Below are 26,470 nucleotides of genomic sequence, written 5' to 3' on the forward strand. Positions count from 1 at the left end.
AAAAATAAAGAGAATCATATAATGTCTACAACAGAGAAACAATTGTATGCCTTGAGTGGACAAATAAGTAGGAGGGTAAAACATGAAAGCAATCTCGATTGGGTTATTGGGTTTAGGCACTGTAGGTTGTGGGGTAGTAAAAATTATTGAAAAAAATCAAGATAAATTAATCCACCAGGTGGGCTGCCCGGTTGTAATAAAAAAGATACTTGTCCAAGATATACATAAAATTAGACCAGTTGAAATAGATGCTAAGGTTTTAACCTCAAACACGGAAGAAATCCTTTTCGATGAGGAAATTGATGTTGTAATCGAGGTAATGGGCGGAGTACAAGATACAAAAGATTATTTAATCACTGCCCTTCGTCAAGGTAAGCATGTTGTTACAGCGAATAAGGATCTAATGGCCTTGCATGGTTCGGAACTGTTAACCGTAGCTTCTGAACACGGCTGTGATTTGTTTTATGAAGCAAGTGTTGCCGGAGGGATCCCCATTCTGCGAGGATTAGTCGATGGACTTGCCTCTGACCGAATTAAGCAGCTGATGGGAATTGTAAATGGAACAACCAATTATATACTAACCAAAATGAGCGACGAAGGCCGTTCCTATGAAGAGGTCCTCAAGGAAGCACAGGACCTTGGGTTTGCCGAAGCAGATCCTACCTCGGATGTAGAAGGACTAGATGCCGCCCGTAAAATGACAATCTTAGCGACATTAGGCTTTTCGATGCATATTGATTTGGAAGATGTACAGGTGTCCGGTATTTCGAAGGTAACCGATGAAGATTTGCGCTATGGAAAACAATTAGGATATACGATGAAACTAATTGGCTATGCCCATCGTGAAGGGGAAAAAGTCGAGGTAAGTGTGGCCCCTACGTTCTTATCAAATAATCATCCACTTGCTTCGGTACAAAATGAATATAATGCCGTTTACGTTTATGGTGAATCGGTTGGTGAAACTATGTTTTATGGACCAGGTGCTGGAAGCTTGCCAACTGCAACTGCAATCGTTTCGGACTTAGTCGCGGTAATCAAAAATCTAAGGCTTGGGGTAAATGGACGAAGTGCTGTGACACCTCAATATCCAAAGCAATTAAAAGATAATGGGGAGAAATACTCTAAATATTTCTTAAGGATTCATGTGCAAGATGAGGTTGGTGTTTTCGCTGATATCACCACCATCTTTGCAAAATATGGAGTCAGCTTTGAAAAGATCTTACAGCTGCCTGTTAAGAAAAACGAAACATCAGAAATTGTTTTAGTGACACATCGAGCATCATTAACTAATTATGATCAAATTTTACAAGAATTAAATGATCTCCAGGCAGTTAAGGAAATAAAAAGTGCGTATCGGGTAGTGAGGAAATCGTTATAAGCTGGCCAGGATTATTAGAAGAATATATACGAGTAAGCCAATCCCATTACCAAATGATGAAAAGGCAGTGACTGAACATATTCGAGGAGTTGTCTATAGTGACATTAAATGATCGTTTTACCATCAATGTACCTGCAAGTACAGCAAATCTAGGCCCAGGCTTTGATTCAATGGGACTAGCTGTTGATTTGTATTTGACGTTAGAGGTGGAGGAGAGCCAAAAGTGGGATATTCAGTCTGCTTGTGATGAATTGAAATCCCTCCCAACTGATGAGACCCATTTTATCTGTCAGATTGCTATTAAAACGGCATCTAACTATGGCATCGAATTACATCCTTGCAAAATAAAAGTCGAAAGTGATATTCCGCTAGCACGTGGGCTTGGTTCAAGTGCAGCAGCGATAGTTGCGGGGATTGAACTAGCGGATACGGTAGGAAGGCTAGGTCTAACACAGCAAGAAAAGCTACTAATCGCAACAGAGATTGAGGGTCATCCAGATAATGTGGGTGCTTCTCTTTTCGGTGGACTGGTCATCGGCTCATATAAACAAAACGAAGTAGATATATTAAGCTTTTCTAATATTTCTTTTGAGATGGTAGCAGTTATTCCAGATGAGATCCTCTTAACAAAGGACTCACGCGGGGTGCTTCCAGCAGCTTTTTCTCGTGAAGAGGCCATTCAAGCTTCTTCTACTGCAAATCTTTTGGTAGCGGCCCTATTAACTCAAAACTGGGAGATGGCAGGGAAAATGATGGAGCAGGACCTTTTTCACCAACCGTACCGAAAACCATTGATTAACTTCTATCAAGAAATAGTAGATTATGCTAAATCCAATGGTGCATTCGGAGTGGCACTAAGCGGTGCAGGACCAACTGTTCTTTGTTTTACGGAGAAGGGAAAAGGAAACCAGCTCGCACAAGGAATCCAAAGTGCATTTTCAACTATGTCAGCGAAGATACTAAATATAGATTATAGAGGAAGCAGGGTTAATATGGTGGAGAGATTTATTAAATAATCTCTCCACTTTTATTTTGATCCTTTCGAAGGTATTGCTCAAACTCCTCTGTGTTTAACGGTTTGCTGAATAAATAGCCCTGCATTTGAATGCAATTTTTCGATAGTAAAAAATCTCTTTGATACTCTTTTTCGACGCCCTCTGCGATTACATTGAGATGGAGACTTCGAGCAAGGTTAATAATCGCCTCTGGGATCTCTGAATTTGCATAATCTTCATGGATATCTTGAATGAATGATTTATCAATTTTCAAGGTATCGATTGGTAAATTTCTCAAATAGCTTAAGGAAGAATATCCTGTTCCAAAATCATCAATCGAAATAGCAATGCCCATGCTTTTAAGCAATTTAAGTGATTGAATAATTTCCGTTGAATTATTCAAGAGAATGCTTTCGGTAATTTCTATTTCAAAATTATTAGAACCCAATTGACTTTCCTTCAGAATCTCTGTGACATGTTTTACCATGCTAAAAGGTTCATGAAATTGATGGGCCGAGAAATTAACTGAAACTGATATCGGGTTAGGACGGTTACGATTCCACTTGCACACCTGATGACAAGCTTCCTTCATAACAAATTCCCATAAAGGATGGATTAAGCCAATATCTTCAGCAATCGGAATAAACAGTTCGGGTGAGACAAATCCGAGTTCATCATCATTCCATCTTAATAGTGCCTCAGCTCCATAAATTTTACCGGAATCAACAGTAACCTTCGGTTGATAATAAACTTCTACCTTGCCATTTTCAATGGCCTTCCGTAACCTAGCTTCAAGTTTTGGTCTTTCAATGTTCGACTCTATTAATTTCTCGGTATAAACGATGACTTTGTTACCACCTTGCTTTTTCGCAGAGTACATTGCAACGTCAGCATAAACAACGAGCGCTTCCATATTTTTTGTATGCTCTGGAAATAAGCTAATACCACAGCTTGCACTGAGATAAATGTCGTTGCCATCTAATAGATAGGTTTTTTTAAGAGTATTGACAACTTTTTCTGCTGTAGCTTTTGTTGCTGAGAGGTCAAGATTCATTAGCAAAATAATAAATTCATCACCGCCTTGTCTAGTAATGATACTATTATCACTAGGCAAACACGCAGTAATCCGCTCGGCAACGATTTTCAGTATTTCATCCCCTTTGTTATGTCCAAAGGAGTCATTCACCTGTTTAAAACGATCCATATCAATGAATAAAACCGAAACCGTTTCACCGGTTTCTTTTGCGTGTTCGATAGTAGGTTTTAATTTTTCTGAAAAATATCTTCTGTTAGACAAACCAGTTAATGGATCATGATATGCCTGGTATTCAATTAATTCTTTGCTCTTATTCAAATCATTCACATAGTTCTGCAAATCATTAGATAAGGCATTCACATTTTCCGTAAGCAGGCCTAATTCATCTTTTCGTTTTAAGTGTAATTTATTATTAAAGTTACCTTGTGCAATTTCATTCATTTGCTCAACTATATAACCGATTGGCTGTGTAATCGAACGGGAAAAAATCAAACTGATAATAAATACGATAATCATAATAAAGAAGGAAAGTAAAATATGAACAAAAAGTTCATGAGTGAGTTCTTTCTCAATGAGCCCATAATTATAAACAAGGCCGATGACAAATGGTTCAGAGGGTGTGGAGAAAACTGGTACAAAGGTTTTCATTATATCTTTACCATTAAGATCATCCCTGTAGGATTGCACTTGTTTTGAATTTATCGCCTGTTTAATAAATTTTGCATCAACTTGATAGTTTTTATATCTATATGATCCGTACCATACTGGTTTGGCAGAAATACGAATATAACTATTACCGTTTAAAGTGACAACTTCTTTCTTTTTACCGAAGTTCTTTGGATTGAACACTGTCAGTTCTAAGATGCCTCGTTCTTTTGTAAAACCTTTTATTACTTCCCCAGGTCCAAATCGTCGTTCATACTCTAATACTTCATTGTCACGAAAATAAGGATTGATAATATAGTTGGTCGTGCCATCAAAATAATAGCCCCATTTATCCGTATGCTTGGGATTGGAAGAAGCAATCTCAATCGGCCCAGACCAAAAGTAAGGCAAGGTTAAACCTTTTCCAACAGAAACAGGCGTTAACGCAAACAATTGGTGAAAGGCATCATACCAATATCCCCATCCCTTGGTAGACATATTAATTTCCTTATGGTCTGATGACCGAACACCAATAATATCATCTGCAGTTTTCGCTAAAAGGGTTATATGCGATACCATTACTTCTTGGGCAAGTTTCTTTAGTTGCTCATTTGTAATATCTTGATAGTTAGGTGGCAGTGCATGTTTTATCGCTAACGATGCTGTCCTTAATTCTCTGGCATGAATATCTTCAACATACAATGTGCCTTCTCTTATATTCTCAACTTGGAATGACACTTCTTGAGTGATCATTTCAATTTCTCTTTCATTAGTTTCGAGCAGCTGGTTTTTTGAACGAATATAATGAAAGGCATTATTGGTTAATAAAATCAAAAAAACCAACAAGCAAAAAATCAATGGCATCTTTTTTTTGATGGACAATGACGCAACACTCCAATTAAACTGTGACCCACCCATTTTTATAGGGGAGGAGTCACAGCTGTTTTGTTATAACTTCACTACCAAATAGGATTTTAACCTTTCAAACCTTCCAACCATTCTTTATAACATTCATCACAAAGTGATTCATTTCTTTCCTGGTTTGAGGATACAAATGAGACATAGTGCAACTGTCTTTCTTCAATCTCAGTGGTACAATAAAAACATTTTTCAAGCATAGAAACCCCTCCTTAGTTCTTATTTCTATAGTTTTTTCCATTATTTATTTTTAATTACATAGAAAAAATCCCCACTTATGTTTAAATTAACAATTGATTGTGTTTTCCTTCCTACTCGTACACTTATTACTCCCAATATGGTAAAATAGTGTAAATATTGCGAAAATGGAAAGGGGGCCGATCATTTGAATCTGCCGATCATTCAAACAAAGCTGCGCATTCCAGTTGTAAAAGATGACTTTATCAGAAGGGCTAAGCTTACTCAGAAAATGAAGAAAATCCCTGAATACCCTTTGACCCTTATTCATTCTGGGGCTGGTTTTGGGAAAAGTACGGCACTTGCTTTATTTATGAGGGATGAAAAAATTCCAGGCTGCTGGTACTCCATTTCATCGATCGATGATGATATCCTTCCTTTTCTCACCTATATCATCCATTCCATTCGCGGAATTACTCCTGACTTTGGAACCGAACTAGTTACATACATCGAATCAATGGATCGTTATATTCGCGATGAGGAATTAGGTGTTTTGTGTTCCCTGTTTATTAATGAAATCTTATCGATAAATGAAGAGATTACTTTAATCCTCGATGACTTCCATCAAATTGAACATTCCTATGCCATCAATAGCTGGATTGAAAAATTACTTGAACACATCCCTGCCAATTTTCATTTAGTTATTTCAAGCCGGAGCTGTCCAGGATGGAAGCATCTGACGAAAATGAAGGTCTGTGGGCAATTATTAGAGATTACAAGAGATGACCTAGTCCTTACGATTGAAGAGATGGACCTGTTATTAACAGATCTTTACGGATTAGAAGTTGAATCTCAACACCTCCAAACCATCTACCAAATGACAGAAGGCTGGGTTATAGCTTTGTGCATGATTGCCACTCAGATTCCACTAAAGAATGATATATCTGAGCTTTTTGAACACTCTTCGCATTCCCTTCAAGACTTTTTTCAGTATTTAGTAATGGAAGTCTTTTCAAAGCAGCCCCTAATAATCCAGCAGTTTCTAGAACAAACTTCAATCTTTGAAGAGATAGAGGAAGAAATATGTGATGAGGTAATTGGGATTCATGGAGCCTCCAGTATGCTTGAACAGCTAAAAGACCGAAATTTATTTATCCAAAAGATTGGATTAACTCACTACCGTTATCATGCCTTATTTAAAGAGTTTCTCGAAAATATTTTTCAAAAAAATAACCCGGGAAACTATGCTAGACTCCACGAAAAATGTGCTCGTTTTTATGAGAAAAGGAAACTGTGGGAGGCAGCACTCCATCATTATAAAAAAATCAATCACTATCAAGCGATTGCCTCCATCTTACAATTGAATGGCTTAACGATGCTTGAAAGCGGAAAATTGGAAAGCTTATATGATCAGTTAACGATGATTCCTGATTCAGATATGGATGTTTATTACCATCTTTGGTATTTAAAAGCAGAAGTCCATCGCTATCGTTCCCACTATACAGAGGCAGAGGATTGTTATAATCGGACCTATTCTATGGCAGAAAAAAGGCAAGATTATCTTGGGATGAGTAAAGCATTAGAAGGGAAAGCCAAAATTTATCTAGATACAATTCAGCCGCAGCATGCTGAGAGGTATTTATATGAGGCAATAACCTATCGAGAAAAAACCAATGGTTCAGTTGAGGAAAAGGGTAAACTTTATCAATTGCTATCGGAGAATCTGCTAAACTCGGGTAAATCATCTGAGGCAGAAAAATGGATCAAAAAGACACAGGAATCGAAGTCTTCAAGTCCGAACGGAAATTTACAAGCAAGATTGTATTTAAGAACCGGGCGTTTTGATGAGGCGAAGAAATTGCTTTATCTGTTTCAAGAGGAAAAGAACGGGGCTAAGGTTACGTCCCTGCCGCAAGCACACCGTGAAACCAATTTATTACTATCATTAATTGAAGCGTTTACGGGCGAGGGATTAAAGGCAAAAGAACTTGCACAAGCGGGAATTCAGCAAGGAATAAGCCTAAAGGCCCCATTTGTTGAGGCATGTGGCTGGATTCGCATGGGTCATTCCGTACAGATTCTAAATAAATATGAATTAAACTTAGCTGAAAACTGCTACCAGACTGCTTTAGAAATTATGGATCAATTGAATGTCGACAGAGGGAAAGCGGAACCACTAATGGGTCTCTGTATTTTATATGGAACGAGTGGAGAACTCCAACGGGCCTTAGATGCAGGCGAAAAAGCTCTTCAAGAGACAGAGAAAGTCCATGATGTCTGGCTTTCTGCTTTAATTACCCTTTGCATGGGGATCGCCTGTATTTATAATCAACGGCTGCCTAAGGCCTATCTGTTTTTAGAAAAAGCCAATTCTTTATTCGAACAATGTGAAGATTCATTTGGGCTAATGTTAAGCAAGTTCTGGTTTTCCTATATTTATTATTTACAGAAAGAAACAGATTTATTTATGAAAACGATGACTGAATTCTTACGTTCCGTCCAAGTTCACGATTTTGAATTCTTTTTTCAGAAGAGATCTGTATTTAGTCCAAAGGATTTGCAAGTGTTTGTACCTTTGTTAATTGAATGCAAGAAAGAGGAAATTCAAAAACCATATGTCGAGAAAATCCTTCGGGAAATGGGAGTGGCCATGTTTGAAGCACATCCTGGTTACACAATTCGGGTTCAAACTCTTGGTCAATTCAAACTATGGCTCGGTGAGAAGGAAGTTAGGGAGAAGGAGTGGCAAAGAGAAAAAGCCAAGGAGTTGTTTCAGTTATTAATTACAGTAAGTGAATCGATTGCCAAGGATGAAATCATTCAAATCCTTTGGCCCTATCAAGATAAAAAAAGTGCGGACCGTGATTTTAAAGTGGCCTTAAATAGTCTGCAAAATGTGCTGGAACCATTACGGAAGGCGAGAGCTGCACCATTTTTTATAATAAGGGAAGGCTTGTTCTATGGGCTAAATCCGAATGCTGTGATTGAATTAGATACGACCCAATTTCAAACATGGATTCTAGAAGGATTACAAGAATCTGATCCTGATAAAGTCATTAACTTTTTAGAAAAGGGCTTGCAACTTTATCAAGGAGAATACTTACCTGACCGCCGTTATGATGATTGGTGTATTAACAAAAGAGAGAGCATGCTCGTTTATTTTTTACGAGGGGCCGAGAAAATGGCCCAGTTAATGGTCCGCAAGGAAAATTACGAGACGGCTATATTCTGGTGTGAAAAAATCCTTGAACGCGACCGAACATGGGAAGAAGCGTATCGTTTGCTCATGTATTGTTATTACCGGAAAAATAACCGTCCTCAAGCGATGAAATGGTATCAAAAATGTACAGATGTATTAGAGGAAGAACTAGGAGTAACTCCGTTAGAACCGACTAAGCATATGTATCAGATGATCATTGAATCAGAAAAAGTCGTCCATCCAATGAAGCAGCCTTAATAAGAGGCTGCTTCTATTTTTGTAACTAGTTTGTAACTTCCATCTCCTATCATAAAATCAAAGCTATGCCATTTTGATATTAAACATTTTAAGGGGGAAAAAGAGTGAAGGGTAATAGAGGGAAATGGGCAATTTTAGGTTTACTTATTTTTGTGATGATGTTTGCCAGTGCATGCAGCTCAGATCAATCATCATCAGACTCGAAAGACAATGGTGGTTCGGAAAATAAAGATCCAATCAAAATTGGCGTGCTTGCCTCCAAAACTGGGGCTTTAGAAGCCTACGGAAAGCAAACCTTAAGAGGTTTTGAGCTAGGCCTTGATTATGCAACCGAAGGTAAATTGGAGGTTGCTGGCAGAAAAATTGAATTCATTGTGGAAGACACAGAAACGAAGCCGGAAGTAGCTGTGCAAAAAGCAACAAAGCTATTAGAGGAAGATAAGGTAGATTTCCTTGTTGGATCCTCCAGTTCTGCGGATACCTTGGCCGTCTTACCGCTCGCTGAAGAATATCAAAAGATAATGGTGGTTGAACCTGCAGCAGCTGATAGCATTACAGGTTCAGAGTTTAATAAGTATATGTTCCATTCAGCACGTAACTCTTCTCAAGATGCCGTAGCAGGTGCTGCAACGATTGCAAAAAAGGGAGTGAAAATAGCGACACTTGCTCCGGATTATTCGTTTGGTCGTGATGGTGTTGCTGCTTTTAAGAAAGCCGCCCAAAAGCTGGGTGCTGAAATCGTGAAGGAAGAATATGCGGATCCAGCAGCGACAGATTTTACTTCTAATATTCAAAAAATAGTTGACGCAAAACCTGATTACTTATTTGTGGTATGGGCTGGAGCAAACTCCCCTTGGAAACAGTTGTCCGATATGAAGGTTCAAGAAAAAGGAATCAAAATTTCGACTGGAGCCCCGGATATTGCTGCTTTATCAACAATGGAGCCGTTGATTGGGATGGAAGGTTTTACTGTTTATTATCATGACCTGCCGAAAAATAAAATTAACGACTGGCTCGTAGCGGAACATAAGAAGAGATTTAACAACGAAGTTCCTGATTTATTTACCCCAGGGGGGATGAGTGCTGCTATTTCGATTGTAGAGGCATTGAAGAAAACGGAAGGTTCTGCAGATGCTGATAAATTAATCGAAACCATGGAAGGTATGAGCTTTGAAACACCGAAAGGAAAGATGACTTACCGACCAGAGGATCACCAGGCACTGCAAACCTTGTATGCAATTAAGCTGGAGAAGAAAGATGGTGTTCCATACCCAGTCCCAGTACTGATCAGGGAGCTATCTCCTGAAGAAACTGCACCACCAATACGGAATAAATAAGTTAAAGTCATCTCAACTGATAAAAAATGACGAGGGTTTGACCGACATAAATTGCTGGTCACCCTCTTCCTTATTTTACGCTAAGAACTTAGGTGGTGAAACGAATGTCTACACTTATTGAAACCGATGATTTATCAATTACGTTTGGCGGTCATACTGCAGTGGATTCCGTCAGTATTTCCGTTCCTGAAAAACACTTCAAGTCAATTATTGGCCCAAATGGGGCCGGGAAAACAACCTTTTTCAACCTGTTAAGCGGACAATTAACTCCTACTAAAGGAAAAATATATTATCGCGGCAAAGATATTACGAGATTTTCATCTACGAATCGAACAAGGGTGGGAATCGGCCGTTCTTTTCAAATCACTAATGTCTTTCCAAATCTAACAGTCTTAGAAAATGTCAGGTTAGCCGTTCAATCGCAAGCAGGAATTCGTTACCAAATGTTGTTCCACTATAAAAAGTACCGGGTATTTGAAGAAAAGGCTCTTGAGTGGTTGAAATTGGTCCTATTAGATGAAAAAAAGAATTCACTAGCAAGTAACCTCGCGCATGGGGAAAAGCGGAAGCTTGAGATTGCGATGCTGCTGGCTCTTGAAACTGAGGTACTTTTATTAGATGAGCCAACAGCGGGGATGTCGCTTGAAGAAGTTCCAGCGATATTAGAAGTTATTAAGAAAATAAAAGAACAAGCGAACCGGACGATTGTCCTGATTGAACACAAAATGGATATGATTTTGGATCTATCAGATTCAGTGATGGTGTTATTTAATGGAAGACTGCTAGCAGACGGAACTCCTGAAGAAATCATGAAAAATGAAACCGTTCAGTCTGCCTATTTAGGAGGTCATTTTGATGAACGACCTGTTGAAGCTTGATCAAGTAGAAACGCATATTGGTCAATACCATATTCTACAAGGTGTTTCCTTTGAGGTGAAAAAAGGCGAAGTAACGGTACTGCTTGGAAGAAATGGAGCAGGAAAAACGACGACATTACGAACCATTATGGGACTAAATCCAGCTTCGAAGGGAAGTATTGCTTTTAAAGGAGAAACAATACAAACACTTCCCACCTATACCATTGCTAAAAAGGGTATCGGCTATGTCCCCGAAGATCAAGGGATTTTTGCAGGTTTAACCGTAGAGGAAAATATGCGCGTGGCAATTCAGAAAGAAAATGAAGAAACGGCTAAAAGGATGGATTCGATTTTAGAGTTGTTTCCAGACTTGAAAAAGTTTTGGAAAAAACCAGGCGGCCTTTTAAGCGGCGGGCAAAAACAAATGCTTTCGATTGCCAGAGCCTATGTAAATGAAAACGAGCTCTTGTTAATTGACGAGCCTAGTAAAGGCTTGGCCCCCATCGTGGTTGAGAAGGTGATGGAATCTATTTTACAAATGAAAGATCAAACCACCATTGTGTTAGTGGAACAAAATTTCATGATGGCAAGCACGATTGGTGATTGTTTTTACATTATCGATGATGGAAGAACTGTAAGTCAGGGAACAATGAAGCAATTAAAAGAAGATGAAGAAATGAAACGAAAATATTTAGGGATTGCGTAAGGAAGGGGGAACATCTTTGTGGAATTACTCATGAATTTAACCTTAAATGGCTTGGCAACAGGGATGCTGATTTTTTTATTAGCCGCCGGTTTAACCCTCATTTTTGGTTTGATGGACGTGCTGAATTTTGCTCATGGCGGGTTATTTGCCTGGGGAGCTTATAGTGGTCTTTGGATTTACTCGAAAACAGGCAGCTTTATGATTGGAATTATTGGCGCCATCCTAACAGGATTTCTGTTAGGGATTATTACCGAAAAGTGGATCATTAAACCGGTGTATGGAAATCATGTCCAGCAAATATTAATTACTCTTGGTTTAATGCTGGTTTTATCCGAAATGCTGAAAGTCATTTGGGGTCCTAATCAAATAACCGCATCGCCCCCCGATTATTTAAAAGGAAGCTGGGAGCTTGGCGGTGTCATTATTATTAAGTATCGAGTCTTTATCATTTTTGTGGGATTTCTCATTTTTACCGGCGTTCAATTTTTACTCAAAAAGACCAAAATTGGTCTAGTGGTCCGAGCTGGCGTCATGAATAAAGAAATGGTTCAGGCGCTTGGAATCAATATTCAAAGGGTATTTATGTTTGTGTTTATGATTGGTGCCGGAATGGCTGCTCTAGGTGGTGTCCTCCTTGGACCATATTCGGGAGTAATCCATGCGGGTATGGGAATGGAGTTTGCCATTTTAGCGTTCATTGTTGTCGTCATTGGGGGGATGGGCAATTTTAAGGGCTCCGTTTTAGCCGCCATCTTAGTAGGGCTTTCCGGTTCTTTTATGGCCTATTATGTCCCGGACCTCTCACTGGCAGTTAATATGCTCCTAATGGCAATTGTCCTTATTATTCGGCCGCAGGGTTTATTTGGAGCGAAGGGGTGAAAATACATTGAGATTTATTCAAGGGAATAGAATGACAGCGATATTTTTAGTCGTCGCCGCTTTTCTGCTGCTATTACCTTTTGTTTATGAATCTAGAAATCTATTGATTTTGTTAACACAAGTGTTTGTGTTTTCAATTTTTGCGATGAGCTATGACCTCTTATTGGGCTTTACGGGAATCGTCTCATTTGGGCATGCCATGTTTTTTGGAATTGGAGCTTATTCAATGGGCATTTTTATGAAACGATTTGAACCAACGCTTATTTTCTTTTTACTGGCAGTCTTAACAACAATTGTGCTTACAGCTGTGGTCAGCTTCATTGTTGGGTTGCTTACACTACGTTTGAAAAGTCATTTTTACGCAATGCTAACCCTATCTTTATCTGGCCTTTTCCTCGTCCTAGCGGAAAAGTGGCGGACCTTGACCTATGGAAATGATGGGTTCACTTTTCGGGTCCCAGAATTGTTTATTGACCGAACTAATTTTTATCTCCTCAGTCTTATTGTTATGGTTGCCGTTTTTCTCATCCTGAAGCGATTTACCAATTCACCGTTGGGACGCGTGTTACAGGCAATTAGAGAAAATGAGCAGAGAACGGAATCATTAGGGTATCATGTTCTTCATTATAAAATTGCCGCAAGTGTTGTATCTGGAGTACTGGCGGGTGTTGCAGGGATTTTATATGCGATTTCGCTCCGATTTGTGAATACGAGTGTGTTCTCAATGGATATCACCTTAGATGCCTTATTAATGACGATCATTGGCGGGGTTGGAACATTAATTGGGGCAATTATCGGGGCAGGATTAATTGAATTTGCTCATGATTGGCTGACAGAATTAGCGAAAGAGCATTGGATTTTTGAGCGTTGGATAATCTTCTTCGGGATAATTTATATCTTGGTGGTGATGTTTTTCCCTCGTGGAATTGTTGGTACGTTAAGTACGCTTTCATGGAAAAGAAAAAAACAACCATCCGCAAAAAAAGAGGGGAAACTGGCGGGATAGAAGGAGGAAGGAATGGAGTTAAATCAAATTGCTTCTTTTGTTGTTCGGTTTCAGTTGGCCGCTTTTGAGAAGGAAACAGGCGAGAAACAATGGAGAATAAAAGTTACCCATGTTCAAGAGGACAGAGAAACATTATTTGAATCGATTGAAGAAGCGCTGATTTTTATGAAGGCAATGGCGGAAAAAGCATAGAGAGGTAGGTGATTAGGTTTGCAAATCGGGATCCTGAGCACGGGCATTTATTTGCCTGAACAATTTTTGACTGGAAAAGAAATTGTAGAAATGGCCGATATCCCTGTTTCAGTTGTTGAAGAAAAAATGGGCATAAAGAAAAAGTATATCCCAGGACCAGAAGACCATACGTGTGAAATGGGGATCGTCGCTGCCAAACAAGCTATTGCTAAAGCAGGAATCGATCCAATGGAGATTGACCTTGTCATTTATATTGGTGAGGAACATAAGGAATACCCTCTGTGGACCGCTGGTATTAAACTTCAAGAAGCAGTTGGAGCTTTGAATGCATGGGCATTTGATGTTGCCTTAAGATGCGGAACAACTGTCATGGCATTAAAAGTAGCAAAATCTATGATGATTGCTGATCCAGGTATTGAAACGGTTCTTCTTGCAGGTGGGTATCGGAATGTGGATTTCATTGATTACGACAATCCAAGGACCCGTTTCATGTTTAATCTCGGTGCTGGCGGTGGAGCGATACTTTTAAAAAAAGGGCATAACGAAAACCTATTAATGGAAACGGAAATAATTACTGATGGTTCTTTTTCAGATGACGTCGTCGTTGTTTCCGGAGGGACTAAGAACCCCATTACAAAAGAGGCTATTGCTCAGCGGCTTAATAAGCTCGATGTTCTCGATCCAGAAGGTATGAAGGAGCGCCTCGAACAGAAATCAATGAATAATTTTCTAAAGGTCATTCGTGAATCTTTAAGGAAAAGTGGGTTTAGCGAGAAGGATATTTCTTATCTTGGTATCCTTCACATGAAAAAGTCCGCACATGAATATGTTTTAAAAGAACTGGGTTTGTCCGAAGAGCAGTCTATTTATCTAGAAGATTATGGTCATATCGGGCAAATTGATCAGATATTGTCCTTGGAGTTGGCCTTATCAGATGGAAAAGTAAAAGAAGGCGATGTTGTCGTTTTAGTTAGTGCTGGAATTGGCTATGCGTGGGGAGCTACTACTATTAAATGGGGGAAGGTTGATCTGGATGGTTAATGTGACATTAAAGGAAGCTAAACTTACAAATGGCGAAACACTTACTTATCGGGAAAGGGATGGAGGAGAAATAAAAGTTTTGTTAATCCACGGAAATATGACTTCTTCGAAGCACTGGGATTTGGTGCTTGAGAATTTGGATGCCAAATATAAACTATATGCGGTTGACTTACGAGGATTTGGCGGTTCAACCTATAACCAACTAGTAATGTCTATAAAAGATTTTTCAGATGATGTAAAGCTGTTTGTTGATGAAATAGGCTTAAAGGATTTTGCGGTTGTTGGATGGTCAACCGGTGGTGCGGTTGCTATGCAGTTTGTGGCGGATTACCCTGGGTATGCAAACAAACTTATTTTATTAGCATCCGAATCCACCCGTGGCTATCCATTTGACGGGAAATTAAATGAAAATGATGAGCCGCGGAGATTTGCGTTACATGAAGAGATCAAAAGGGATGTTACGAAAACAATACCTGTCCAAACCGCTTATGACACGAATAACACTGAATTATTGAAGCTCATTTGGAACGCTGTTATCTATACTCACAATCAGCCTGCACCTGAACTTTATGATGCGTATGTTCAAGATATGAGAACCCAGCGGAACTTAGCTGAGGTTCATCATTCCAATAACACGTTTAATATCAGCCACCATCATAATGGACTAGTTGAAGGAAATGGGAAAGTGGATGATATTACGGTACCAGTACTGGTGCTAAGCGGAGACCGTGATTTTGTGGTAACTGGAGACATGACGAAGGAATTACTAGAGGACCTAGGGGAAAAAGCTAGGTTTATTGAGTTAAAGAATTGTGGTCACTCCCCATTGGTGGATGATCTTCCACAGCTAGTAAACGCAATTACACAATTTTTAGATAATGAATTATAAAGATAAGAAGAGGGTTACACGTGAGCAATTTGTAGATATCCTTCAAAAATGAGTCGATAACCTTTCTTATCCGATAATAAAGTCTGATTATGTAACTCCCTTGTAACTGGAAATCAGTAAGATAGTTGCATCTAGTAGTGAAGGAGCGATTATTCGGTGAGGTGGGAACTGGATTGGCTTGATAATAGAGCAAGATTATCTCCGGAAAAGGATGCAATTATAGATGAAAAAACAAACCAAGCTTGGACGTTTAAAGAAGTAAATGAACGTGCAAAGTCTGTAGCAAGCTGGCTTCTGTCCCAAGGTGTTAGAAAAGGCGATCGGGTTGCCCTTTTATCACCTAATGATATTAGCTATTTTGATTTATTATTTGCCTGTGGAAAATTGGGAGCCATCTTGGTTCCTCTGAATTGGCGATTATCGCAGCAGGAGATCAGCGAAATACTGCAGGATTGTACACCCGTGTTTATTGGTATTCATCAGCAATTTGAGACGATCTACGAACAATTAACCAACGTTTGCCCGAATTCCTTTTTAATTAGAGCGGAAAATTATCTTGAAATTTCTTCGTATCCAATTAGAGATAGTTTTACAGAAGATATCATTGAAACCGACCCGTTGGCGATGATTTATACAGGGGGAACAACCGGTAAACCTAAGGGTGTAGTGTTAAGTCATCAGTCAATCTTATGGAATGCAATGAACACAATAATAAGTTGGAGCTTAACAGCTGAGGATGTTACGGTAAATTATTTACCGATGTTTCATACGGGTGGAATAAATGCGCTTAGTATCCCTGTCCTTATGATTGGTGGAACTGTTGTTATAGGCGATCAATTTACCGGACAAAAGGCAGTGGAATCCATCAATCGTCATCGCTGTACGATAATTCTCTTGGTGCCTACCATGTATCATTTGCTCATTCAAACCGATGACTTTCAAGGCAGCGATTTTCCGACAATGAAAATCTTTTTATCAGGTGCTGCGCCCTGTCCTCTACAAATATATGAGGCTTTTCAAAAAAAGGGGTTAGCCTTTAAAGAGGGGTATGGGTTAACGGAAGCAGGGCCGAATAATTTTTATATTAGCCCGGAAGATGCCCAAATAAAACGTGGGTCTGTCGGTAAACCGATGCTGTTTAATTCGATAAAATTAGTAAAACCAGATGGCCAAGAAGCAGAAAACAATGAGGTTGGTGAACTATTAATTAAAGGGAAGCATGCTTTTTCGTTTTATTGGAATAATGAACAAGCAACATCGGAAACGTTGATGGAGGGCTGGATTCATACAGGGGATTTAGCCAAAAGGGATGAAGAAGGCTTCTATTATATTGTCGGCCGGAAGAAAGATATGATTATCACAGGCGGAGAGAATGTATATCCGCTTGAAATAGAGCAATGGCTCGCGGAACACCCAGACATAGATGAGGTCGCAGTCCTCGGATTGCCGGATAAAAAATGGGGCGAAATTGTAACCGCTTTTATTGTGTTAAAAGACTCTTCAACTGTAGGAGAGGAAGAATTGAGACCTTATTGCGAGCATAAATTAGGTCGATACAAAATTCCAAAGCAATTCATTTTCTTAGAAGAACTGCCAAAAACCCATGTGGGAAAAATAGATAAAAAGAAATTAAAGGAAATGTGCACGATCATTTAAAGGGAGAACAAAGCGTTCTCCCTTTTTCTTATAATCTAATCGAGGCATTTTCCTTCTTTTGTGCAAGATTTAATGCCGTATCTGACACTGTTAGGTCCACCTGCAGCTGCTCACTTAGATCATGTGGATGATAAAAACCCTTTGCTACCATAAAGTTGGTTATTTTTTCATGTGTAGCAATGGCGTCATTTAATTGTGCTCGTAAGGCTGCTTTCAATTCTGGTGTAGCGGTTTCCGTAATCGCAACAGCATAATTTCTCACACCGGCCTTTGCGGAAATGAGAAAGTCAGTTGCAATGACTTGGTCAGTCATTCCGCCCATTCCCATCATGTTTTGAATGAAATGATTCACTGCTTTTCCCTCCGATCTCTCAAAAACTGCTGTAGCTGTTGTATATGCTGGGTACCTGTAGTGACATCCCCTGAAAGTATTGTCTTCAGTTCCTCGTCTTGGGCCAAAACACTCATCGTTGTCGCCTTAGTTAAGCAAAGATTTTTAAATGATAACAATTCATGAAGGTCTAATGTTTCATGAAGGCCTAAATACTTTGTCATTTTTGTTCCCTCCAACACGAACATACTTTATCCTCATTATATTTTCTTAGATAATCCCAGTTTATTCACCTTATCATCTGCATAAAAGGAAACGACAAAAGGGGAAAATACATATGTTAAGAAACTGGAGGTGTTTATATGGAGGAGGGTAGCTTGGGTTTACATGAGACGATGGAAACCCATGAAATTCTAAACTTTAAAACGGTTTGCTTGCTTAAATCAAAATTAATGCAAGGAATCTGTTTCGATAATGAACTAAAAGCACTGATGCAAAAAGATGTACAGCAAACGATTAAAGATATTAATGAACTTATCGGTTTCTATAAACAAAGCCAACTACTACAATAAGTGAGGTGGAAAAATTGGAGGACTATTTAGATCCAAGGAACGCAGAAGGAATGCCGGACTTGGCAGATTCAGCTTTTGCCATGGACTTTTTACTGGCCGTGAAAACAGGAATACGCAACTACGGTTTTGCGATAACCGAAACCGCCAATCCTGAACTTAGAAGGGCTTTACATAAACAAATGGAAGCAGCGATTGATTTGCACACGGAAATTTCTGACTTAATGGTTAAAAAGGGCTGGCTTCATCCTCATAATCTAAAGGAACAATTCCCGATTGATTTGAAGTCTGCTGAAACAGCCGTGCAAATTGCCCAATTAAACCTTTTCCCTAACGATACGGACCGCCTTGGCATGTTCGCGACGCCAAACAAATAATAGGAGGGAGAAAACTGAATGAAGGCAGTTACATACCAAGGCATAAAAAATGTTCAAGTAAAAGAGGTCAAAGATCCAGAAATAAAAAATGCTGATGATATCATTGTGAAAATTACTTCTTCAGCGATATGCGGTTCCGATTTACATTTAATTCATGCGATGATTCCAAGCTTGCCAACAGACTATGTTATTGGTCACGAGCCGATGGGAGTAGTCGAAGAGGTTGGCCCAGAAGTTACTAAACTTAAAAAAGGTGACCGAGTGATAATTCCATTCAATGTTAGTTGCGGTCATTGTTGGTATTGTACTAATGACCTAACAAGTCAATGTGATAATTCCAATCCTCATGGAGAAATTGGAGGTTTCTTCGGTTATTCTGAATTAACCGGTGGTTATGCAGGGGGACAGGCTGAATACATGCGCGTCCCATATGGGAATTTCACCCCATTTAAGATTCCAGAAAATTGTGAGGTGGAAGATGAAAAACTAGCGTTACTTGCTGATGCAGCTCCAACTGCTTATTGGAGTGTTGATCATGCTGGTGTAAAAGATGGTGATACGGTTATTATTCTTGGCTGCGGTCCGGTGGGATTGCTAGCCCAAAAATTTGCATGGTTAAATGGTGCAAAACGAGTGATTGCAGTTGATTATATTGATTACCGTTTGCAGCATGCCAAACGAACAAATAAGGTGGAAATTGTTAATTTTGAACAACATGCTAACACTGGAGAATATCTAAAGGAAATTACCCAAGGCGGGGCAGACATCGTGATTGATGCAGTCGGAATGGATGGAAAATGGACACCGCTTGAATTTCTTGCTTCGGGCATGAAACTTCATGGTGGGTCGATGGGCGCGATTGTCATTGCTAGTCAAGCAGTCCGAAAATGCGGAACCATTCAAATAACAGGTGCATATGGCGGTCGATATAATGCTTTTCCGCTAGGAGATATTTTCCAACGAAACGTGGATATTAAGACTGGACAGGCCCCAGTTATTCCTTATATGCCGTTCCTATACGATATGATAAATGGAGGAAAGCTTGACCCTGGGGACATTATCACCCATGTACTGCCCTTGGACCAAGCAAAACATGGGTATGAAGTATTTGATACAAAAATGGAAGATTGTATTAAAGTTATCCTGAAACCGTAATACCCTGTTCCTTGATAAAATAAAATAGGCTGAGTATTTACTCAGCCCACTTTGTGTGGTCACCGCCAACCATATCCAAGGCACCTTCAATAAATAATTTTGATAGGAGTGATTGCGTTTTATTAATGTTGTAAACAAGATAAAAATATCTTTCGTCATCAAAGCCATTTATAACATGCATCTTAAGCATATTTTTAGAGGAATATTCGCTTGCAGCAATTTCAGATATAATCGAAATGCCAATATCCTGTAGGACAAATTGCATTAAACTCTGACCGCTTTCTATATAAGCAATGATATTTAATTTGTCCTTATGAATCTTACTTTTCTTAAGGAAACGTTCCAAAAGAGCATTCGTTCCTGAGCTAGAATTACGCATCACAAATGGATAATCTAAAATTTCCTCGATATTGACAGGTCCCACAATCTCGTTTTGGTTCGATGTAATTAAGACTAATTTTTCTTTTAATAAAGGAATATAGTGAAGTTTATCGTTTTCGTATTTATCACCCAGTATCCCAACATCAACAGATCCATTTAAAACCTTTTCGGCCACAATTTTTGAGGAAGATTGATTGATATGAAACGTCGCTTCAGGATACTGTACTCTAAATTGCTTGACCATTCGCGGAACCATAAATTGCCCAGGAACAGAGCTCGCTGCGATCCTTATCATTCCACGGAGGTCTGTTATCCCCTCTTTTAGGTCAAGCAATGCTTGGTCCTTAATGAGCAAAAGCTTGAGTGCCCACTGATATAAGCGTTCCCCTTGAGGAGTAAGAATACTTTCTCTTCCGACACGATCAAAAAGATTCATATTTAACATCTTTTCTAATGCTTGGATGTGAGAGCTAACGGTTGATTGGCTTAAAAAAATATCATCTGCTGCTTTTGAAAAGCTTTTGTGTTCAACCACTTTTGTAAAAACATACAACTGATGCAAATCCAAATGTATTTCCTCCTTGAAATATTTATATAATCGATTAATTTTGATTGATAAAACAGATAAAATTAATTTATATAATGGCTTAGAATAGAAGTAACGTCAATAAAAAGAAGGAGTGATGTCTCACTCCTTCTTTTTATCAATATTGAACAATTTCTTTACGAGAAAGACATAAATCTAAGATCCATGGCCATTCCCCGTGTCCGGACTTCGTATTAATATGACCAGCATTTGGTATGGTAACGGAAGGCAGCCCGAGATTTAAATAGTTTTTTGAATCGTCCAAACTGCAATAGGGATCATTGGATGAATGGACAAATAATGTTTCCACAGATGTTCGCATTAAATGGTTTCCATCCAGCGGTACCGGATAGAAGGATTTCGCTTCAGTGAGAATATGTGATGGAGATGGCGGTGCAACGAGTATAACTTGTTTGGCAATTTGTTTGTTTAGAGTAGAGGCATAATGAAGCCATAGCAAGCATCCTAGACTGTGTGTGATAATCGTTAATTTATTTTCCTCAGGAATCGTCTTCATCGTAGCGGACAGTTCCTCCAACCAGACATTCTTATTAGGTGAATCAAAGTTAGAGAAAGTTGGGTAACAAACATGATGATTCCTTTGTGTTAATTCTTGAGCCAGCCATGTTTGCCAATGATCGGGGCCGCTCCCGCCTAGGCCATGCATGATGAGAAAACTGTTTTGGTTCATAATATTCTCCACCTCCAAAGTTTACTATTCCGATGAAATAAGTTGGTATTGTATTGTAATACAAAAATTATAGTTGTTTTAAAAGAAAAAGGCAACTAATGTCTAAACATTTATATATTTTTTTGAATAACGACAGGAAAAGTATATTTGCAATTGGAATGATAAACAATCAAAATAAATGGATAGGTTAAAAATGAAAGTAGGGGTTTTTTTGTCGGATTTTTTAAAATTGGGTATTTCAGAAACATTAGTGAATAAATTACGCGGCCACGGTATAGCAAAACCGACACCAATTCAAGAACAAGCGATTCCATTTGTGATGAATGGTAACGATATAATTGCACAGGCGCAAACGGGAACAGGGAAGACGTTTGCTTTTATTCTACCGATACTTGAAAAAATTAATCATGATGCAGAACAGGTTCAAGCGCTTATCGTGACTCCAACCAGAGAATTAGCACTGCAAATTACAGATGAAATTGAAAAATTGATAGCAGACATTAACGGTGTAGATGTCCTGGCTGTCTACGGCGGGCAGGATGTCGATAAACAGTTAAAAAAATTAAAGAGGGGAATGCAGATTGTTGTTGGGACTCCTGGCCGACTTTTAGATCATATTAGAAGAGAAACCATCCGTTTATCGGAAATATCCTTCCTTGTTTTAGACGAAGCAGACCAAATGCTCCATATAGGCTTTCTTAATGAAGTGGAGGATATTATTAGAGAAACTCCAGCAAGCAGGCAAACGATGCTGTTTTCAGCAACAATGCCGCCTGAAATTCGCAAACTAGCAAAAAAGCATATGCGTGAGCCTGAATATATTCAAGTAGAAAAAACACAAGGACCCGCTGAAAATGTTAAGCAGATTGCGATTCATACAACGGATCGTGCTAAACAAGCCACGCTTATTCAATTAGTGGAAATGTATCGTCCCTATTTAGCAGTAGTTTTTTGTCGGACGAAACGAAGAGTAAGTAAACTTTTTGATGTCCTGAAAGCAAATGGCTTTTCTTGCGATGAATTGCATGGTGATTTGTCTCAAGCGAAGAGAGAACGAGTGATGAAGCGTTTTAGGGATGCCGAAGTGCAATTGTTAATTGCTACAGATGTGGCGGCGAGAGGACTTGATGTTGAAGGCGTCACGCATGTGTTTAATTATGATATCCCAGAAGATTCTGACAGTTATGTTCATCGAATTGGCCGAACAGGCAGAGCTGGAATGACAGGCCTTGCAATTACCTTTTATTCTTCGGCGGACAGGCCTATGCTCGAAACGATTGAACAAGAGTTAAACATCATTATTCCAAAACAAAATATGAGTAATAGCGAAGAGAAATCCGAAACAGAAGACGTTAAAAAAGAACGTAATACAGTTCATAAAGATAAACGTGGAATGATTAAAGCAGGATCAAGGACATCACGAAATCGAAACGATACAGGTAGAAGGGAAAATAGGTCTGGAGGAAAAGGCAGCTCTGAAAGAAGGTCCCAAACCGTTACGTCAGGAAGAAATAGTACGAAAACAGGTCCAGGAAGAAAAGGACCAAGATAATATACATTTTTAAAACAAATGGGACTGAAAATGATTCAGTCCCATTCGCTTATTTAACTACCAATTCTAATGCCAGTATTCGATTTAACCAGTACTTCCTCATATCTTTTTACATCGGCTTTTTGGCTTGAGAAAATAGTTCCAAGATAGCCCGCAATAAATCCGAGTGGAATAGAAACAATTCCTGGAGTTGTATACGGGAACCAAGGCTCACCTACAAAAATAGCTTTTCCAATTTCAGGGCTGAATACATTCGGGCTGACTAGCACTAAGCCGATTGCTGAAATAAGCCCAACCACCATAGCCCAAACGGCACCCGTTGTGTTAAAGCGTTTCCAGTAAATTGTATACAGGATAACAGGTAAATTTGCACTCGCTGCGACGGCAAAGGCAAGTGAAACTAAGAAGGCGACATTAAGAGTTTGTGCACCTAACGCAAGTATAATAGATATGACAGAAACTCCAACTGCTGCCCAGCGTGCCATACCCACTTGCTGCTTTTCTGTTGCTTTTCCCTTTTTAAGGATAACGTTATAGAAATCATGGGCAAACGCTGAGGCAGCTGTTAGAACAAGGCCAGCAACAACAGCCAGAATAGTTGCAAAAGCGACTGCTGAAATAAAAGCAAATAACATATTTCCACCAAGAGCTTGGGCTAAAAGCGGAGCAGCCATATTTCCTGCCGGATTAGCTGCAACAATTGTACTGTTACCTACAAAAGCTGCCGCGCCGAAACCAAGAAAAATGGTCATAACGTAAAAAATCCCAATGATCCATGTGGCATAAACGACTGAGGAACGAGCAGTTTTGGCATCCTTTACTGTAAAGAAACGAACAAGAATATGGGGCAGACCAGCTGTTCCTAGAACTAGTCCCATGTTTAACGAAATCGTATCAAGGCCAATTTTGTATTTTACGCCAGGATTTAAGAAGGTCTCCTTTAACGGTGTTGCAGTTTTCATTTGTGCAAACATATCGGTAATACTCCAGTTAAATTTGGCAAAGACAATAATAGAAATGACTAAGGTACCACCCATTAATAGAACGGCTTTAATGATTTGGACCCAGCTTGTTGCATGCATTCCTCCAAAAATAACGTATACAGTCATTAGTACGCCAACAATTAAAACGGATGTGGTATATTCTAAGCCTAATAATAATTTGATAAGTGCACCTGCACCAACTAGCTGAGCAATCATGTAAAAAATCGAAATGGTTACCGTGTTCATGGCGGCAAAACCACGCACTTTTTTTGCATCAAATCTTGCAGCAATCATATCTGCAAAGGTATATTTTCCGAGGTTTCTTAGAGGTTCAGCTACCAAATAAAGTACAACAAGATAGGCAACTAGGAAACCAATGCTATAAAAGAAGCCATCAAATCCCGTTAAGGCGACTGCCCCTGCAATTCCAAGGAAGGATGCAGCGGACATATAATCCCCAGCGATGGCAAGTCCATTTTGCCAGCCAGTAAGACCTCCGCCAGCCGTGTAGAACTCACTTGCATTTTTCGTCCGTTTTGAAGCGTAGTATGTAATCACTAACGTGACAAAAACGATACATAGAAACATAGTAAATGCAGCTGTATTCATTAGTTAGTCCCCCCTTCTTGGATGACTTTATTAGCTAATTCATCAAATCTTGCTGCTTTTTTCGAGTAAAGCATACATAAAACCCATGTCATGACGAATTGTAAGAAAGCAAAGACCCATGCCCATGTTATACTTCCGATAAACTTATGATTTAACACTGTCGAATAGGAAGTTAATATAGGCAATGCAAAATAAAAACAAAAAAAGAATATGGTGATTGGCACGATGAATTTTTTCTTTTCGGAGAGTAATTTTTGAAATGATGATGATTGAACAATTGCAGTGTAATCGCTTTCAGAATTAACCTTAGTTTTTTTTGCCTCCAATGGTAGTTCCCCCTCTCATATAAAAACCCTTTGTTCAAATCTGAGGTCAAATAAAAGACAATGCTGATTGGTCATTTGTTGAGGAAAAATAGATCGTGGCGGTAATTATACCGGAAGAAATTAATTTTTTTACAATTCACTCCTTTAAATACAGATTTTTCTAAATTTTTAAATTACATTTTCGATTTTATTATATTGAGAAGGGAATTTGCAATAGGAAATTTTTAAAAAAGGTAAAAATACCCATAAAATATTTATTAGGAGAAATAATTGAGAGGGTTGGATGTTATTTTGTAAATCAGAGAAATAAAAAAAACCCTTGCAGCGCAAAGGTTTTCGAAATATGGAGAATAGGGGGCTCGAACCCCTGACCTCTTGCATGCCATGCAAGCGCTCTCCCAGCTGAGCTAATCCCCCAGTTTATTGGTACAAGAAAAATTATATCTGTATTGCTATTATCTTGCAAGAGAAAATTTTGATTTAACATAAATTTTTTTCTAGCCAATACTTTCGATTTCAACTTTCTGAACACCTTCTAAATTCGATACAGAGGAATACACATCGGTTGTCTTTTCACGGTAATCCACTGCAACTAAGATTTGAACAAGATGGTCCCCGTTGTCTAAATCTTTAATCTTAAGTCTACGAACAATATAATTTTTATCTAATAAGAAAGAAATGGCTTTATCAATTTGATTTTGATCTCTAATAAACAAGTGCAACATGACTTCTTTTTCCCGTAATTGTTTCGGACCAATGATCTTCATTAAAAATGGAACAAATTCCACACTAATCATAAGTAGTGCAACACCAACAAATGCCTCTATGAAAAAACCAGCTCCGACAGCTATGCCAATTCCTGCGGCTCCCCATATCATGGCAGCAGTAGTTAATCCTGAAATACTATCATTGCCCCGTCTTAGGATAACACCCGCACCTAAGAAACCAATTCCTGAAACAATCTGTGCTGCTAAGCGAAGAGGGTCCATTGTAATTTTGACATTATCCGAATTAGGAAACATATACGCCGATTCAATCGATACAATTGTAAGCAAACAACTCACAACCGAGATAACCAGACTTGTCTTAAGTCCAACTGGTTTCCTTTTTAATTCTCGTTCTAGGCCGATAATAAGGCCAAAAACAGCAGAAACACCTAACTTAATTAATATATGGATATCGATACTACTCATCTAAGGTTCACGTCCAATTACACAGTCTGTTGACTGAAGTTTTGTTTGTTGTGGTGGTAGAAAATATAGAGCATTGGAAAAAATTAAAGGTTTTCCTATGTTGATTCTACACATAAACGAGTATCTAATGGAAGAACAAGTGGGAACTTATATTTTTATAAATTATGGAAATTATTCACTATTAATCAATAACTGTCTATTTATTATATGATAAGAAGGATCAAAAAAGGCTATAACAATTAGTTTTACATTTCCCTGTTTTTTATATGGTCCTTACCTTAGTAATAAGAATGAGCTTTTCAAAAAAACTTTTAAAATTATATTGCAAACATTTATTTATCATGTTATATTAAATCTCGTCCTCATCGAGAGAGTCAACCAACGAAAAAAAAGATTTTAAAAAAGTTGTTGACATTAAGGTGTTGGATATGATAAATTAATAAAGTCGCTTACGAGCGAATGAGAAATTGATCTTTGAAAACTAAACAAACAAAATCGTGCAAACAAACAAAATTTTTAGTTTCAATTAAGAAACTAAGCCAACGTAA

At 38.7% G+C, this 26,470-nt stretch carries 25 protein-coding genes and 1 tRNA gene; 16 read left to right on the forward strand and 10 right to left on the reverse strand.

What is annotated here, in order from left to right; genetic code table 11:
- The first annotated feature begins 82 nt into the window (after positions 1-82).
- Together J7E67_RS02570 and thrB are read left to right on the forward strand one after the other, a co-directional pair.
- Positions 83-1,378 (forward strand): homoserine dehydrogenase, encoded by a 1,296-nt coding sequence (locus J7E67_RS02570; RefSeq protein ID WP_214716576.1) that lies wholly within the window; start codon positions 83-85, stop codon positions 1,376-1,378.
- A 98-nt stretch (positions 1,379-1,476) separates the two neighbouring features.
- Entirely contained in the window at positions 1,477-2,394 is a 918-nt protein-coding gene (gene thrB, locus J7E67_RS02575) for a homoserine kinase (RefSeq protein WP_214730889.1), read from the forward strand.
- Here the strand turns inward: thrB and J7E67_RS02580 are convergent.
- Entirely contained in the window at positions 2,387-4,936 is a 2,550-nt protein-coding gene (locus J7E67_RS02580) for an EAL domain-containing protein (protein WP_214730891.1), read from the reverse strand. The genes thrB and J7E67_RS02580 overlap by 8 nt on opposite strands.
- 92 nt (positions 4,937-5,028) lie before the next feature.
- The gene (locus J7E67_RS02585) at positions 5,029-5,172 is read right to left on the reverse strand and encodes a hypothetical protein (protein ID WP_214716579.1); all 144 of its coding nucleotides are present in this window, start codon (positions 5,170-5,172) and stop codon (positions 5,029-5,031) included.
- A 185-nt stretch (positions 5,173-5,357) separates the two neighbouring features.
- Here J7E67_RS02585 and J7E67_RS02590 point away from each other — a divergent pair, with 185 nt between their 5' ends.
- The 10 genes from J7E67_RS02590 to J7E67_RS02635 all read left to right on the forward strand — a co-directional run bounded on the left by J7E67_RS02590 (position 5,358) and on the right by J7E67_RS02635 (position 17,169).
- Entirely contained in the window at positions 5,358-8,606 is a 3,249-nt protein-coding gene (locus J7E67_RS02590) for a winged helix-turn-helix domain-containing protein (RefSeq protein ID WP_214730893.1), read from the forward strand.
- A gap of 155 nt (positions 8,607-8,761) precedes the next feature.
- Positions 8,762-9,943 (forward strand): substrate-binding domain-containing protein, encoded by a 1,182-nt coding sequence (locus tag J7E67_RS02595; protein WP_214716609.1) that lies wholly within the window; start codon positions 8,762-8,764, stop codon positions 9,941-9,943.
- Positions 9,944-10,047: 104 nt separating this feature from the next.
- A complete protein-coding gene (locus tag J7E67_RS02600) occupies positions 10,048-10,821 on the forward strand; it encodes an ABC transporter ATP-binding protein (RefSeq protein WP_214730894.1) in 774 nt (257 codons plus the stop codon).
- Entirely contained in the window at positions 10,799-11,506 is a 708-nt protein-coding gene (locus J7E67_RS02605; RefSeq protein WP_214730895.1) for an ABC transporter ATP-binding protein, read from the forward strand. Before J7E67_RS02600 ends, J7E67_RS02605 begins: the two co-directional genes overlap by 23 nt.
- Positions 11,507-11,524: 18 nt before the next feature.
- On the forward strand, positions 11,525-12,385 hold the full coding sequence (locus J7E67_RS02610) for a branched-chain amino acid ABC transporter permease (RefSeq protein WP_168245429.1): 861 nt from the start codon (positions 11,525-11,527) through the stop codon (positions 12,383-12,385).
- Between the two features lie 7 nt (positions 12,386-12,392).
- On the forward strand, positions 12,393-13,391 hold the full coding sequence (locus J7E67_RS02615) for a branched-chain amino acid ABC transporter permease (RefSeq protein WP_374102991.1): 999 nt from the start codon (positions 12,393-12,395) through the stop codon (positions 13,389-13,391).
- 12 nt (positions 13,392-13,403) lie between these two features.
- The gene (locus tag J7E67_RS02620; RefSeq protein ID WP_088089358.1) at positions 13,404-13,583 is read left to right on the forward strand and encodes a hypothetical protein; all 180 of its coding nucleotides are present in this window, start codon (positions 13,404-13,406) and stop codon (positions 13,581-13,583) included.
- Between the two features lie 18 nt (positions 13,584-13,601).
- On the forward strand, positions 13,602-14,624 hold the full coding sequence (locus tag J7E67_RS02625; RefSeq protein ID WP_214730896.1) for a 3-oxoacyl-ACP synthase: 1,023 nt from the start codon (positions 13,602-13,604) through the stop codon (positions 14,622-14,624).
- A complete protein-coding gene (gene phaZ / locus J7E67_RS02630; RefSeq protein WP_214730897.1) occupies positions 14,617-15,513 on the forward strand; it encodes an intracellular short-chain-length polyhydroxyalkanoate depolymerase in 897 nt (298 codons plus the stop codon). Before J7E67_RS02625 ends, phaZ begins: the two co-directional genes overlap by 8 nt.
- A gap of 156 nt (positions 15,514-15,669) precedes the next feature.
- The gene (locus tag J7E67_RS02635; protein ID WP_214730898.1) at positions 15,670-17,169 is read left to right on the forward strand and encodes an acyl-CoA synthetase; all 1,500 of its coding nucleotides are present in this window, start codon (positions 15,670-15,672) and stop codon (positions 17,167-17,169) included.
- Between the two features lie 28 nt (positions 17,170-17,197).
- On the opposite strand, the gene J7E67_RS02640 is transcribed toward J7E67_RS02635, so the two are convergent.
- On the reverse strand, positions 17,198-17,521 hold the full coding sequence (locus J7E67_RS02640; RefSeq protein WP_214716586.1) for a spore coat protein: 324 nt from the start codon (positions 17,519-17,521) through the stop codon (positions 17,198-17,200).
- Positions 17,518-17,724 carry a hypothetical protein gene (locus tag J7E67_RS02645; RefSeq protein WP_168245425.1) on the reverse strand — a complete coding sequence of 69 codons (207 nt, stop codon included), beginning with the start codon at positions 17,722-17,724 and terminating at the stop codon, positions 17,518-17,520. Before J7E67_RS02645 ends, J7E67_RS02640 begins: the two co-directional genes overlap by 4 nt.
- A gap of 138 nt (positions 17,725-17,862) precedes the next feature.
- On the opposite strand from J7E67_RS02645, the gene J7E67_RS02650 reads away from it, so the two are divergent.
- Genes J7E67_RS02650 through J7E67_RS02660 form a run of 3 tightly spaced genes read left to right on the forward strand, consistent with a single transcriptional unit; the run spans position 17,863 to position 19,601 of the window.
- Positions 17,863-18,072, forward strand: coding sequence for a spore coat protein (locus tag J7E67_RS02650; protein WP_168245424.1), 210 nt, complete (start codon positions 17,863-17,865; stop codon positions 18,070-18,072).
- A 14-nt stretch (positions 18,073-18,086) separates the two neighbouring features.
- Positions 18,087-18,446: a spore coat protein gene (locus J7E67_RS02655; protein ID WP_214730899.1), complete on the forward strand. Its 360-nt coding sequence runs from the start codon at positions 18,087-18,089 to the stop codon at positions 18,444-18,446.
- Positions 18,447-18,464: 18 nt separating this feature from the next.
- Positions 18,465-19,601, forward strand: a complete 1,137-nt coding sequence (locus tag J7E67_RS02660) for a zinc-dependent alcohol dehydrogenase (RefSeq protein WP_214730900.1) — start codon at positions 18,465-18,467, stop codon at positions 19,599-19,601.
- A 37-nt stretch (positions 19,602-19,638) separates the two neighbouring features.
- On the opposite strand, the gene J7E67_RS02665 is transcribed toward J7E67_RS02660, so the two are convergent.
- Positions 19,639-20,550 (reverse strand): selenium metabolism-associated LysR family transcriptional regulator, encoded by a 912-nt coding sequence (locus J7E67_RS02665; RefSeq protein WP_214730903.1) that lies wholly within the window; start codon positions 20,548-20,550, stop codon positions 19,639-19,641.
- Positions 20,551-20,686: 136 nt separating this feature from the next.
- Positions 20,687-21,259 (reverse strand): RBBP9/YdeN family alpha/beta hydrolase, encoded by a 573-nt coding sequence (locus J7E67_RS02670; RefSeq protein WP_214730905.1) that lies wholly within the window; start codon positions 21,257-21,259, stop codon positions 20,687-20,689.
- Positions 21,260-21,452: 193 nt separating this feature from the next.
- Between J7E67_RS02670 and J7E67_RS02675 the strand changes: the two genes are divergently transcribed.
- A complete protein-coding gene (locus J7E67_RS02675; RefSeq protein WP_251026526.1) occupies positions 21,453-22,811 on the forward strand; it encodes a DEAD/DEAH box helicase in 1,359 nt (452 codons plus the stop codon).
- 53 nt (positions 22,812-22,864) lie between these two features.
- Here the strand turns inward: J7E67_RS02675 and J7E67_RS02680 are convergent, their stop codons facing one another.
- From J7E67_RS02680 to J7E67_RS02695, 4 genes are all read right to left on the reverse strand, one after another.
- Positions 22,865-24,403: a solute symporter family protein gene (locus J7E67_RS02680; RefSeq protein ID WP_214716592.1), complete on the reverse strand. Its 1,539-nt coding sequence runs from the start codon at positions 24,401-24,403 to the stop codon at positions 22,865-22,867.
- Positions 24,403-24,729, reverse strand: coding sequence for a DUF485 domain-containing protein (locus J7E67_RS02685; protein ID WP_214716593.1), 327 nt, complete (start codon positions 24,727-24,729; stop codon positions 24,403-24,405). Before J7E67_RS02685 ends, J7E67_RS02680 begins: the two co-directional genes overlap by 1 nt.
- 344 nt (positions 24,730-25,073) lie before the next feature.
- Positions 25,074-25,146 (reverse strand) — tRNA-Ala (locus tag J7E67_RS02690).
- A gap of 80 nt (positions 25,147-25,226) precedes the next feature.
- Positions 25,227-25,922, reverse strand: a complete 696-nt coding sequence (locus tag J7E67_RS02695) for an MgtC/SapB family protein (RefSeq protein ID WP_214716594.1) — start codon at positions 25,920-25,922, stop codon at positions 25,227-25,229.
- Positions 25,923-26,470: the final 548 nt, after the last annotated feature.

It is taken from the genome of Bacillus sp. ISL-46, from assembly GCF_018613205.1.

What these genes read in the sequence shown, in the direction of transcription:
- J7E67_RS02570 (WP_214716576.1), top strand. Translation starts at nt 83, where the DNA reads ATGAAAGCAATCTCGATTGGGTTATTGGGTTTAGGCACTGTAGGTTGT.
- J7E67_RS02585 (WP_214716579.1), bottom strand. Translation starts at nt 5,172, where the DNA reads ATGCTTGAAAAATGTTTTTATTGTACCACTGAGATTGAAGAAAGACAG.
- J7E67_RS02595 (WP_214716609.1), top strand. Translation starts at nt 8,762, where the DNA reads ATGATGTTTGCCAGTGCATGCAGCTCAGATCAATCATCATCAGACTCG.
- J7E67_RS02600 (WP_214730894.1), top strand. Translation starts at nt 10,048, where the DNA reads ATGTCTACACTTATTGAAACCGATGATTTATCAATTACGTTTGGCGGT.
- J7E67_RS02605 (WP_214730895.1), top strand. Translation starts at nt 10,799, where the DNA reads ATGAACGACCTGTTGAAGCTTGATCAAGTAGAAACGCATATTGGTCAA.
- J7E67_RS02620 (WP_088089358.1), top strand. Translation starts at nt 13,404, where the DNA reads ATGGAGTTAAATCAAATTGCTTCTTTTGTTGTTCGGTTTCAGTTGGCC.
- phaZ (WP_214730897.1), top strand. Translation starts at nt 14,617, where the DNA reads ATGGTTAATGTGACATTAAAGGAAGCTAAACTTACAAATGGCGAAACA.
- J7E67_RS02645 (WP_168245425.1), bottom strand. Translation starts at nt 17,724, where the DNA reads ATGACAAAGTATTTAGGCCTTCATGAAACATTAGACCTTCATGAATTG.
- J7E67_RS02650 (WP_168245424.1), top strand. Translation starts at nt 17,863, where the DNA reads ATGGAGGAGGGTAGCTTGGGTTTACATGAGACGATGGAAACCCATGAA.
- J7E67_RS02660 (WP_214730900.1), top strand. Translation starts at nt 18,465, where the DNA reads ATGAAGGCAGTTACATACCAAGGCATAAAAAATGTTCAAGTAAAAGAG.
- J7E67_RS02670 (WP_214730905.1), bottom strand. Translation starts at nt 21,259, where the DNA reads ATGAACCAAAACAGTTTTCTCATCATGCATGGCCTAGGCGGGAGCGGC.
- J7E67_RS02675 (WP_251026526.1), top strand. Translation starts at nt 21,453, where the DNA reads ATGAAAGTAGGGGTTTTTTTGTCGGATTTTTTAAAATTGGGTATTTCA.
- J7E67_RS02680 (WP_214716592.1), bottom strand. Translation starts at nt 24,403, where the DNA reads ATGAATACAGCTGCATTTACTATGTTTCTATGTATCGTTTTTGTCACG.
- J7E67_RS02695 (WP_214716594.1), bottom strand. Translation starts at nt 25,922, where the DNA reads ATGAGTAGTATCGATATCCATATATTAATTAAGTTAGGTGTTTCTGCT.